Origin of the sequence: Streptomyces sp. NPDC059455, assembly GCF_042750115.1 — a bacterium.
Taxonomy (GTDB): domain Bacteria; phylum Actinomycetota; class Actinomycetes; order Streptomycetales; family Streptomycetaceae; genus Streptomyces; species Streptomyces endocoffeicus.
Window position 1 is genome coordinate 1 of the sequence record NZ_JBHYVB010000282.1, and the last position, 11,622, is coordinate 11,622.

The 11,622-nt window shown below is 68.8% G+C and carries 9 protein-coding genes and 1 pseudogene; 6 read left to right on the top strand and 4 right to left on the bottom strand.

Annotation, left to right across the window (positions count from 1 at the left end):
• The first annotated feature begins 209 nt into the window (after window positions 1-209).
• Window positions 210-2,420 (top strand): MMPL family transporter, encoded by a 2,211-nt coding sequence (locus ACFXB5_RS48955; protein ID WP_385221338.1) that lies wholly within the window; start codon window positions 210-212, stop codon window positions 2,418-2,420.
• Between the two features lie 102 nt (window positions 2,421-2,522).
• Here ACFXB5_RS48955 and ACFXB5_RS48960 read toward each other — a convergent pair whose 3' ends face one another.
• Window positions 2,523-2,855, bottom strand: a complete 333-nt coding sequence (locus ACFXB5_RS48960) for a hypothetical protein (RefSeq protein ID WP_385221341.1) — start codon at window positions 2,853-2,855, stop codon at window positions 2,523-2,525.
• A 356-nt stretch (window positions 2,856-3,211) separates the two neighbouring features.
• The gene (locus ACFXB5_RS48965; protein ID WP_385221344.1) at window positions 3,212-3,976 is read right to left on the bottom strand and encodes an NADPH-dependent F420 reductase; all 765 of its coding nucleotides are present in this window, start codon (window positions 3,974-3,976) and stop codon (window positions 3,212-3,214) included.
• A gap of 121 nt (window positions 3,977-4,097) precedes the next feature.
• On the opposite strand from ACFXB5_RS48965, the gene ACFXB5_RS48970 reads away from it, so the two are divergent.
• From ACFXB5_RS48970 to ACFXB5_RS48985, 4 genes and pseudogenes are all read left to right on the top strand, one after another.
• The gene (locus tag ACFXB5_RS48970) at window positions 4,098-4,946 is read left to right on the top strand and encodes a LysR family transcriptional regulator (RefSeq protein WP_385221346.1); all 849 of its coding nucleotides are present in this window, start codon (window positions 4,098-4,100) and stop codon (window positions 4,944-4,946) included.
• A 493-nt stretch (window positions 4,947-5,439) separates the two neighbouring features.
• A complete protein-coding gene (locus tag ACFXB5_RS48975; protein ID WP_385221349.1) occupies window positions 5,440-5,904 on the top strand; it encodes a hypothetical protein in 465 nt (154 codons plus the stop codon).
• A gap of 322 nt (window positions 5,905-6,226) precedes the next feature.
• Window positions 6,227-6,795, top strand: a pseudogene (locus ACFXB5_RS48980) (serine hydrolase domain-containing protein).
• 417 nt (window positions 6,796-7,212) lie between these two features.
• On the top strand, window positions 7,213-8,514 hold the full coding sequence (locus ACFXB5_RS48985; RefSeq protein WP_385221352.1) for a cytochrome P450: 1,302 nt from the start codon (window positions 7,213-7,215) through the stop codon (window positions 8,512-8,514).
• Window positions 8,515-8,937: 423 nt separating this feature from the next.
• On the opposite strand, the gene ACFXB5_RS48990 is transcribed toward ACFXB5_RS48985, so the two are convergent.
• Complete coding sequence (locus ACFXB5_RS48990; protein WP_385221355.1) at window positions 8,938-10,173, bottom strand: NADH:flavin oxidoreductase/NADH oxidase family protein; 1,236 nt, start codon at window positions 10,171-10,173, stop codon at window positions 8,938-8,940.
• 144 nt (window positions 10,174-10,317) lie between these two features.
• Here ACFXB5_RS48990 and ACFXB5_RS48995 point away from each other — a divergent pair, with 144 nt between their 5' ends.
• The gene (locus tag ACFXB5_RS48995; protein ID WP_385221357.1) at window positions 10,318-10,749 is read left to right on the top strand and encodes a MarR family winged helix-turn-helix transcriptional regulator; all 432 of its coding nucleotides are present in this window, start codon (window positions 10,318-10,320) and stop codon (window positions 10,747-10,749) included.
• A 527-nt stretch (window positions 10,750-11,276) separates the two neighbouring features.
• On the opposite strand, the gene ACFXB5_RS49000 is transcribed toward ACFXB5_RS48995, so the two are convergent.
• Window positions 11,277-11,510: a hypothetical protein gene (locus tag ACFXB5_RS49000; protein WP_385221360.1), complete on the bottom strand. Its 234-nt coding sequence runs from the start codon at window positions 11,508-11,510 to the stop codon at window positions 11,277-11,279.
• Between the last annotated feature and the right edge of the window lie 112 nt (window positions 11,511-11,622).

The following is an 11,622-nucleotide window of genomic DNA, read 5'->3' on the forward strand; positions in this document are numbered from 1 at the left end:
ACGACCGACAGCCGCGCGCCCACCCGGTACGTAGGGCTGACGTGCCGCCCCATGCGCCGGGCCGACGATGGTGATCGCGGGCGGTCGGCGACATTCATCAAGGATCGGCCTGTGACCAGCGCGCCGTCCAAGTAAGCGGCGTGTGCAGCACTTCCCTGTCCCAACCTCCCGTCCCAACACCGCATAAGTAGAAAGTTTTCCGCACCCTCATGGCCACCTTCTTGCACTGGATCGGTCGGACCGCTTTCAAGCGGCGCTGGCTGGTGCTTGTCTTCTGGGGCATCGTCGTTGCCGCTGTGGGCGCCGCCGCCGCGCAGACCACCAGCGGTTCGTCGTCCGCCATCGCCCTGCCCGGCACCGAGTCACAACGCGCGAACGACTTGCTGGGCGACAAATTCCCCGCGGCCAACGCGAGCGGCGCCACCGCCCGCGTGGTGCTGCGGGCCCCGCACGGGGAAAAGATCACGAGTAAGGGGAACCATGCCTCGGTGGGCGCGACCCTGAAGCACCTGGCGGCCTCCTCTTCCCGGGTCAGTACCGTCAGTGACCCCTTCAAGAGCGGAACCATCAGCAAGGACGGTGCGACCGCCTACACCACGGTCACGTACCGGATCACGGCCGCGGAGCTCACCGATCGTGACCATGAGCGATTCGACGACGCTCTGAGCGAGGGCAGGAGGACCGGGCTGACGGTCGAAGCCTCCGGCAACGCGGTCGCCACGGAGGAGGAGGGCACCTCGGCCGAGGCCATCGGCTTCGCCCTGGCGGCGGTCATCCTCCTCATCACCCTCGGCTCATTGATCGCCGCGGGTCTTCCGCTGCTGACGGCCGTGGTCGGAGTGGGCATCAGCCTCTCCGCGATCACAGCGCTGAGCTCGGTCTTCGATCTGAACAGCAGCACGTCGGCACTCGCCACGATGCTGGGCATCGCGGTCGGGATCGACTACGCGCTGTTCATCGTCTCCCGCTACCGCTCCGAACGTGCCGCGGGCCACGACGCCCGCGAGGCAGCGGGCCGGGCGAACGGCACCGCGGGGTCGGCCGTGGTCTTCGCCGGCCTCACCGTCATGATCGCCCTCGTCGGCCTGGCCGTGGTCAACCTCCCGGTGCTCACCGCCATGGGCATCACCGCCGCCGGAGCCGTCGCCGTCGCCGTCCTCGTCGCCATCACGCTGATCCCGGCCATGCTCGCCTTCGCCCCCGAACGCGTCCGCGGACGTTCCCGCGACCGCGCGGAGGGCCGCGACAGCCGTGAGACCAAGGCGCGGTTCGGCCGACAGTGGGTCACGGCGGTGGTGCGCCGACCGGTGCGGGTTCTCGTCCCCGCTGTGGCAGCACTGATCGTGCTCGCGCTCCCGGTCAGCGGGCTGGAGCTCGGACTGCCCGACGACGGCTCCAAGCCGCCGTCCACCACCCAGCGCAAGGCATACGACATGCTCGCGCAGTCCTTCGGAACGGGCTTCAACGGCCCCCTGACCGTGGTCGTCACCGACCAAGTCGCGGCCACGGCCAAAAAAGCCGCCGTCACCATGGGCTCGAAGATCCGCGAACTGGACGACGTGGCCGTGGCGACCCCCGCTGTGTTCAACACCTCCGGTGACACGGCCATCATCACCGTCATCCCCGACAGCGCGCCGTCCGATGACGCGACCAAGGACCTCGTCGCCAACATCCGCTCCCTGGCGACGAGCACGGAGCGCTCCATCGGCGCCCAGACCATGGTCACCGGCACCGCCGCGCTGAACATCGACGTCTCCGACAAGTTCAGCGCCGCCCTGATGCCCTACCTCCTGGTCGTCGTCGGACTGGCCTTCCTGGTCCTGATCCTCGTCTTCCGCTCCCTGCTCGTGCCATTGAAGGCGGCACTGGGCTTCCTGCTGTCCGTCCTGGCCTCGCTCGGCGCCGTGGTGGCCGTCTTCCAGTGGGGGTGGCTGAAGGACCTGTTCGGCGTCGAACAGCCCGGGCCGATCATGAGCCTGATGCCCATCCTCACCGTCGGCATCGTCTTCGGCCTGGCCATGGACTACCAGGTCTTCCTGGTCACCCGCATCCGTGAGGCATACATCCATGGCGCCGATCCGCGTCAGGCCGTCGTCACGGGCTTCGAGTACAGCGCCAAGGTCATCACAGCCGCGGCCATCATCATGATCTGCGTGTTCGCGGGCTTCATGAGCTCCACCGACTCCGTCATCGCGGCCCTCGGACTCGGCCTCGCGGTCGCTGTCGCCCTCGACGCCTTCATCGTCCGCATGACCATCGTGCCGGCGGTCCTGGCTCTCCTCGGCCGCCGGGCGTGGTTCCTGCCCGCCTGGATCGACCGTGTCCTGCCCATCGTCGACATAGAAGGCGAACGGTTGGCCAAGTCCCCAGCGGTCGGCGTGCGGCCAGAACCCGCGACCGAACTCAGCCCCCGGCACTGACCCGCTCCGCAGATGACAGCGGCGCACACCAGTCGGCAGCAGATCGCAGACCATTGGGGTCGGCTCAATGGGTTGCTGACCGTGCCGAACACTTCCTCGTGCTCACAGCGCCGCTTGGCCCATCCGGTGGACGTTGCCACCGGGTGGGCCGCAGAAGGGGCGCACAACACCATGGCCGCCCGCCGAGCGGCGTCGCGGGCCGGAGGAGGACTCGACATCGTGGTGTGCCTCGAAGCTGCCGCTTGCGCAGCGCGGTCTGGATCGTGACCGCTTTCGCGTCGCGGTTGTGCCGCCGGGCTTCGCGACGAGCTTGTGCAGCTTCGCGATCCCCTCCACGCCCCCGGGCGGCTTCGCGCCGGCCAGTTTCCGGCCGGTGTCGTCCTGGATCTCAAGGTCATGGTGGTCTTCGGCCCAGTCGTTGCCGATCAGCGGCACCTCACCCTCCTGGTCAGGCGCCCCGCTTCCTCTGCAGCCTGCGGCAGGCGCGGCACGTGGTCTCATGGATCCTGTGCTGACGCCCCATGAGGTGGGCACGCCACCCCATGAAAACGGTCTGGCCTCCTGGCCGACCAGCAGGGTCACGGTCTGACCACGGAAACCAGGTGTTTCCGGTAGCGAAAGTGCTCACCTGCTGGCGGCTACGGCACCGAGCCTTCACCGGCCCGGCAAGTCTGATCAGACAGCGGGAACAGGAGCACCTCTGAGAGAAGCCGGCAGGTCCCATTCGCCGCCCATCCCGCACAGCCGCACTGCCTTCACGGGGCTGAGGCCGTGCCGTCGATCGTCAGTCGCTACATCCGGAAACCTGCGGTGCCGCGCACTGCGGCCGCGGCGAGTTCCTTGATGCGGGCGGCGGGGACGGGGATGCCGGTGGCCTGCTGGGCCCAGGCCACGAATTCCTGGGGAGTGAGGCCTGACGGCGGCTGCCCGATATAGGGAAGGGCGTACAGCGGGGTGTTGGGTTCACTGCGCCAACTCTCGGGCAGCGTGCCGAGGTCCACGGCGTCGAAGCCGAGAACGTCCAGCAGATCGGCCACCTCCTTCTTGGCGGTCGCATCGTCGCCATGCAGCGGCAGTGCGGTGCGGTCGTCGGCTCCGGCGGGGCGGAACATCTCCAGCATCTGCTTGGGGCCGTAGTTGTGCAGGGCCTTCACCACTCGGCTGTCCGCGAGGTGGCGCTGCACCAGTTCACTGGAGGTCAGCTCGTTGCTGTCGAGTTCCGGAATCGAGAAGCCGGGATACAACGCGTAGTTCATCGGGTCGATCACGGTCTTGCCGGAAAGCTCTGCTCGGGGCAGACGCTCATGAAATGCCAGCGGCACGGCGGCGAGGACCAGATCACCAGCGCTCGCCGCTTCGGCCGGGGTGGCCGCGGTGGCCCGGTCGCCGAGTTCTGCGACCAGATCGGCCAGCGTCTCGGGACCACGGGAGTTGCTCAGGACGACGTGCAGACCCGCGTCGGTTGCGCGGCGGGCCACCGCACTACCGACCATGCCGGTGCCGATGATTCCCAGGGTTACGCGGTTCACTTGTGTTCTCCGTTCATGTCTTTCCACCTCGCGGCAGCCGGTGACTTGGCCGCTATGGAGGTCTCACATCCATCACAGCGGCGACGACCCCGGTGAACAAGAAGCAGAATCCTCCAGCAGCGATCACACAATGTGATAGATCAGAGGGATGGAGCTGAGGGCACTGCACTACTTCGTGACCGTCGCCGAGGAACTGCACTTCGGGCGGGCGGCACAACGGCTGAGCATCGTGCAGTCAGCGGTGAGCCAGCAGATCACCCGACTCGAACGCGAACTCGGGGTGCGGCTGCTGGAGCGCACTTCCCGGCGGGTGCGGCTCACCCCGGCCGGCGAACGGGTGCTCGCCACGGCCCGTGAGACCCTCGCCGCGGCGGCCCGAGTACGGGTCGTCGCCGGAGAACCAGCCGCGGTCCTGCGGATCGGGACGGCGTCCTGTGCCACCTGGCGGCTCGACCGCGCGTTGGACCGCCTGCGCGTGAGTGAACGCCCCGCCGAGCCGAAGCTGATCGATCTCCCGGTGACCGCGCGCTTGGCCGCCGTCCGCGACGGTGAGCTGGACCTGGCGCTGGTACGAGGCGCGATCGCCTCATCGGCGATGACGGTGGTGCGTGCTTGGTCCGAGCCGGTACACGCCGTGCTCGCGCGCGACCACCCCGCCGCCGGCACGTCGGCGATCGGCCTGCATCTCCTCGATCCACGCGGGCTGCGGCTCCCCGCCCGTGAGAGCGACCCGCCCCTGCACGACGCGCTCCTCGCCGCTCTGCCCGTGGCCCCGCTCCGCCCGCCCGCTGGGGACGTGTCCAATGTGCTGTTCGAGGTGGGCCGTGATCCCGGAGGCTGGACACTGATGCCGGCCGAGCAGCTCACCGGGTCCCGTTCCGAGCGATTGCTCCATGTGCCGTTCGACCCGCCAGTCGCCGTCGACGGCCACGTCGTCACCTCACTGGCCACACCGAAGCCGTGCGTGGCGTCGTATGTGGCCGCGTTCGCGGACTGAACTCCCGGTTTCGCTGACCGGGGCCCCGTTCTCGTCGTCCTCGGCGGCATCCCAGGAGCGGCAGGACGCAGCCCCTGACCGGGTGCGCTGGCCCTCGGCGACCGAACGAGACCCCAGCCTCAGGTCCTCCACCGCGCCGTACGTGCCCGTCTCGACGCCGGGCACCGTGGCCCGCCGGAACCGCTGATCGTCCAGGTCGTGGAACCGCGGGCTGAAGTCGCAGCCGAGGATCTTGAACAGGCGTCCAGCCCTCGCACCATCTCCGCCAGATGCTCCTCGACGGGCAGGTTCAGGCTCAGCCCGGCCAGCACGTCCTCCTCGACGGCCTCCCACAACGGAAACCCGGACGTCGAACAGCTGCTCATCCGCAAGGCGTACGACGCGCTGGGTCCGGCGGATCACTGCTGAACCACGGATCGCTCCCCGACGACCGTCGCCATGTCACCACCACGCTCCCGCTGGCCGACCTCGACGATTTCCTCGGGCGCGGCCGATGGACTCGGCCGCCGACCGCCTCCGGGCGGTGACCAGGCGGAGGCTCGGGCGCCAAGTACTCGCCGAGGACCGGTTCAGCCGCGCGCTGGCCGTCACACCGCAGGCGCCCGCCGACCGCCCGCTAGGGCCGGAACCGACGGCGCTGACCAGCCTCGATCCGTCCGACTACGGAAGGCTGCGGGGCCTGGTCAGCCATGCCTTCATCCCGCCGGCCGTAGTGGCCCTGAGAGCACACCGCGGCAGACCGCCGGTGACGTGCTCACGGGCAAACGGGCTGCGGGCCCTGGCCGACCGGGCCCACGGCATCACCCCGTGCTCACCCGGGGAGTCCGCCGCGTCGCGCGAGGAACTCCGTTCCTACGTGGCCGGGTTGGTGGCCGACGCCCACTACGAAGCGGACACGAGCTGCGGCTCCGCAGACCCGATTACCTACCGAACTCGAGAATGCACCGGCGTTGCTTGATACGAGACTGACTGCCCCGGTCAATCCATGTCCATCTGCCGGTGGCGTGCAGCGCGGCGACCGGCGTAGCGCACCTTGCGGTTGGCGGCCTTCACCCACCCCTGCCATTCCTTATAGGCCGAGCGCTCCTGGGTGCGCGCACAGCATGCCCAAGGGGAGGCCATTCCGGTGACCGTGGCCCATCGGCACCGGGTACCAGTGTCCTCACGGGGCGGGAGCGGCGGAAGGTCGCAGAGGCCATGCCGGTGGTCATGCAGCGGTAGACCACCATGCTCGCGGTGGCGCACCCACGATGGTTTCGCTGCGCGAGCGGTGGGTGCCGATGCGCACCGGCACCGACTTCGGCCTGGCATCGCTCACCGAGCTGTTCACGGCGATCGTGGCGATGCGGGAGATCGAGCGCGGCATGATCGCGCTGGGCGGACTGATCGCCTCGTGCGCCCCGGAACTTGACGCCGCCGCCGAGCACGGCCTCACGCAGCGGCAGCTGCTCGACCACACCTCGGGACTGCCGCCTGAGCTGCCGGTGTACGAGTACTCCGAGCCCGGGGTGCGGCTGGACCGGCTGCGGCCGAGCCCTCCAAGGCGCCGCCGGGCGCGGCCCGCCGCTACTCCGACTTGAACGCGCTGCTGTTGCAACGGGTCCTGGAGCACACCACCGGTCGATCGCTCGACGTTCTCGTACGGGAAGGCACCACCGGCCCGCTCCCCATGGCCGACACCCGCTTTCGCCCACCGGACACCTGGCTGCCGCGCATCGCGGCGACCGAGGACCAGCGGCGCCCGTGGGGCAAGCTCGACCGGGGGATGGTGTGTGTGGGGGCGCGACGAGAAGGCCTACCCGATGGGCGGGGCCGCGGGCCACGCCGGGCTCTTCTCGACGGCGGGTGACCTCTCGGTCCTGTGCCGGGCCCCTGCTGGCGGGCGACGGGCCGGTCCTCGGGCCCGAGGCCGTCGAGCTGATGCTGACCGCCCCGGGTCTGGGCTTCGAGGTCGACCAGGCGTGGTTCATGGGGGAGTTGGCGGGGCGGGGAGCGGCGGGGCATACCGGGTTCACGGGCACCAGCCTGGTGTCGCGCTTCGGGCTGCTACTTGGCACTTCTGGCGAACACCGTCCGCCCCCGCCGCCCCGGAATCAGTGCCCCTCGTGTGGCGGCGGCGACGGCGCTTGCCCGCGCGCTGAGGCAGCAATCCTGCATAGTTGTGGGATGGAGACGTTCTGGCGGTTGGTCCGATCGGGTCCCACGGTTAGCCTGTGCCTCTCGCTGTACCCGCGGCCGCGCTGATCCACGCTTCAAGGAAGACTTCGTGACGAATCTCCAGGACCCGCAGGATATTCCGGACCCTCAGGACATGCCCGACGGCACGGGCTCGGTGGTGCCGCCTCCCGGCTGCCCCGCCCACGGCGGCGCCTCGCCGTTGTACGGGCGGCAGTTTCTGCGGAATCCGACCGAGAGTTACCAGCGGATGAGGCGCGACCACGGGCAGGTCGCCCCGGTCCTGCTCGAGGCCGACATCCCCGCGTGGCTCGTCCTCGGCTACCGCGAGATGCGCCAGGTCCTCGGCGACACCCAGACCTACGGCCGTGACCCCCGTCGCTGGAACCGCTGGGACGAGGTTCCGCCCGACTGGTCCCTCATGCCCTGGGTGGCCTACAGCCCCATGATCCATTTTACGGAGGGGGACGAGCACCGGCGGCGCTCGGCGGCCGTCAGCGACGCTCTCTCCACCGTCGATCCCTTCGAGTTGCGTGCGTGCTGCGAGCGCTTCGCCGACGGACTGATCGACGCGTTCGCCGGCAGCGGCAAGGCGGACCTGGTGTTCGACTACGTCTACTCGGTGCCCGCCCTCGCCATAGGCATGATGTTCGGCCTGCCCGAGGATCAGCTCGAGGACATGGCGCAGGCCCTGACTGCGAGCCTTGACGCCAGCGGGGACGCCATCCTGGCCCAGCAGCGGGCCGCCGAGATAGTGGCGCGGCTGGTGACGGCCAAGCGTGATGCGCCGGGCCCCGACATCACCTCCCGGTTCGTCCAGAGCTCCCCAAACCTCACCGACGAGCAGTTGGTCGGAGACATCATGGTGATGATGGTCGCGGGCTTTCCCGCCACGTCGTACTGGATCGGCACCACCGTCCGGCTGATGCTCACCGACAGCCGGTTCGCCGTGACCCTCGCGGGCGGCCGAAGGAGTATCAGCGAGGCCATGGCCGAGGTGCTGTGGGCGGACTCCCCCGTCCCGAACGCCATCGGGCGCTTCGCCATTCGGGACACCATGCTCGGAGGTCAGCGCATCCGCACCGGTGACCTCCTCGTCCTCGGCCTCGCCGCCGCGAACATGGACCCGCTGCTGTGGCCAGACACTACGGCGGGCTTCGCCGGGAACAACGCGTATTTGTCCTTCACCGGCGGCGACTACGGATGCCCGGCGGGGGCGCCCGAGTTGGCCAGGACCATCGCGGAGACAGCGATCGAGGTGCTGCTCGACCGGGTTCCGGATCTGACCCTGGCGGTCGAGCCCGAGGAGCTCGAGTGGGTTGACTCCCTGTGGTGCCGAGCCCCGTCCAGCCTCCCCGTCACCTTCACCCCTACGCACATCAGCGCGGGCTAGATGAATGGGTCCGATGTTCTCAGGAGGTACTCGCCCGCTCCCCGTTCTCTCACATCGAAGTCGCGCGATGGGACCGCACCGTCACCCGCGACCTGGACTCCGTGATCGGCCTCCAGTTCTCCTACGCGCCGTCGGCGAGGACGACGCAACCGCTCAGCACACCCGCATCCTCAGACGCTCCGACGCTCTCCCGGCGCCACGGCCCGGTGACGGATCGTAGGAGCGATACCGCGGCAAGCGCGGCAGAACCCGAGGGCGGCCCCGAACGACATGTCAGACGCTCTTCGCCGTGGACTCCGGCCGACGACCAGCGCGAGCAGTTCTCCCGGCCCTCACACCAGAACCGTGACCAGCAACTTCACGATGCACGCCACATATACAGGCTCGCGGGGGCCCGACGGGCCGGTACGAACCGGTCCGGCTTCAGGCGGCCGTACGCCATTTCCGATAGCCGCGTCGGCGCCGGGCGCGGACGAGCGTTTCAAGGAGCAGGGCGACGGCCGGAGAGTAGGGTGTCTTCGATGACTTGCCCGCGGCTAGGCGGGCAAGTCGCCGCAACGTGACGGCTTGGACAGCTGCGGCTGCCAGCGTCTTGTTGCGCAGACGGCTGCGGGCCGGGTGGGTCTGTGCGTCACTCCCGGCGAGCCACTGCTCGGGCAGTGTGGGATCGATGGCCAGCGCGGTGGCTACACCGGCCATGGCGAATCCGGAGTCGATCACATGTTGGGCGACGGTGCGTCGGCGGATTCCTCCGGTCAGCAGCAGTGGCAGCGGCGAGGTGGCGACAAGCTCCTTGGCGAGTTCGAGGAAGTACGCCTCGCGGGCAAGGGTGCGACCGTCCGCCGCGAAGCCCGGGCCCGCGGTGGCCAGGCTCTCGATACTGCCACCGGACAGCTCTACCAGGTCAGCTCCCTCGTCGGCGAGCATCTTGATCACATCTCGCGCGTCACCGGTGTCGAATCCACCGCGCTGAAAGTCCGCCGAGTTCAGTTTCACTCCCACGGCGAAGTCCGTGCCGACCCGTTCCCGTACTGCGCTCACGACGTCGAGTAGCAGGCGGGCACGGTTGCGCAGGCTGCCTCCCCAGCGGTCATCGCGCCGGTTCACCAGGGGGGAGAGGAACTGGGAGAGAAGGTAGCCGTGAGCGGCGTGGATCTCGACTCCGTCGAAGCCGGCCTGTTGGGCTCGCCGCGCGGTCACGGCGAAGCGTTCCACCGTCTCGGCGATCTCCTGGGCGCTCATCGGCTGGGGCGTCCGGTACAAGCTGGAGAAGCGACCGGCGCCGATGGACACCGCGGACGGGGCCCAGGTGGTGTCGGCCAGGTCTCTGGGGATGACGCGCCCGGGGTGGTTGATCTGCATCCAGATTTGTCCCCCCGCCGACTTGCCGGCCGCCGCCCAGCGCTGGAACGGCTCCAGTGGAGTCTCCTGTTCCAGCACTACATCGGCGGGCTGGGCGACCGCTCTGCCGTCGATCATCACATGCCCGGTGATCAGGAGTCCCGCTCCTCCGGCGGCCCAACGCCGATAGAGCGTGAGGAGTTTGTCACCGGGCAGCTGCCCCGGCGCGGCGAGCAACTCTTCCATTGCGGCCTTCGCGATCCTGTTGAGCAGTGGAGCGCCATGGCTCAGGTGCAGCGGCTCATTCAGCGCGGTCATTTTTCGCCCTTGTCGTCGGTCTTGGCAGGTGCAGGCCACCTCGACCTCGCTGCGCTTTTGGATACCGGGTACACCGAGTCGATAGTTCGAGCCTCGAATAAAACTAGCACTTCAAGTCTCGAAGTAAAAGGGTAGGATGAAGTCATGACACGGAGCATCCTTGAGGAGGCAGTGGCGGCGAACCACGAGCTCTTCCTGCGGACGAACGACCGGATCACGACCATCCTGGCCGAACAGGGTCTGACGCACGCCACCGCTCACGCACTCTGGGTGATCGATCCGGCCGAGGCGCCGCCCTCCATGAAGGAGCTGGCCGACCGACTGCACTGCAACGCGCCCAACCTCAGCTTCGTCATGAACCAGCTCACCAGCCGCGGTCTCGTCGAACGCTCCGCCGACCCCGCCGACCGCCGTTCCCGCCTCGTGGCGCTTACGGACGACGGCCGACGAGTGCGGTCTGTGGTGATCGAGGCGACCCTGGCCCTGAGCCCCTTCGCCCGACTGGACACGGACGACCTGCTTCACCTGGTGAGTCTTTTGGGGAAGGCCCTTGAATCGGCGGCTGACCCAGCGTGAGTCAGGTGGCACAAAGAACGCTGCAGTCATCGTCGGCGACCTCGGTCGGCCCCCGCGAGCCCGTATATGTGGCGTGCATCGTGAAGTTGCTGGTCACGGTTCTGGTGTGAGGGCCGGGAGAACTGCTCGCGCTGGTCGTCGGCCGGAGTCCACGGCGAAGAGCGTCTGACATGTCGTTCGGGGCCGCCCTCGGGTTCTGCCGCGCTTGCCGCGGTATCGCTCCTACGATCCGTCACCGGGTCGGGGCGCCGTGCGCGAATGGCCAGGGCGGTGCGAAGGGGGGCCTGCTGGATCTCCCCCGTGGATTGCTGGGGTCATCCCCGCCTCCCTTCCCGGTAGTTGCGGAGTGCCGGTGGCGAGTGACCAGTACAGGGAAGCCGGATGGGGGCGGGGGAGACGCAAGGCTGATCAGGGCCGCTACTCGGACAGACGCAGGTGACGAACTCCGCGTCGGTAGTACTGCGCCGGATACCCGTCCGGGGTCGCGTCCTCGCTGGCAATGGTGAGGTCGCACGGCCACACCGGCATCAGACCCTCGCGATCACCTCGCCCTGGACCTGCGCGATGGTCGGGTTCGGCACGTTGCGCCACCGCCAGCACATCCCGAGGTAGAACTCCTCCTCGGTGGCCATCGGTCCGGCCTGGCCGGGCCTGCGGTAGCCACTGGTCATGCCTCCGGGCTCGAAGTCGGCACCGCTCGCGGCGCTCGTCAGGTCGTGCCCAGAGGGGACGTGCGGGTCGTCGGTCGCCAGGACGATCACGCGGATGTCGTCGTCCAGCGTCGGCTGAGATCTTGACCGAGGCCCTGGTTTGCCATCCGAACGAAACCCTGCTGAAACTCGATGCGCTCGACCGCCTCTCCCGGTCTGGCGG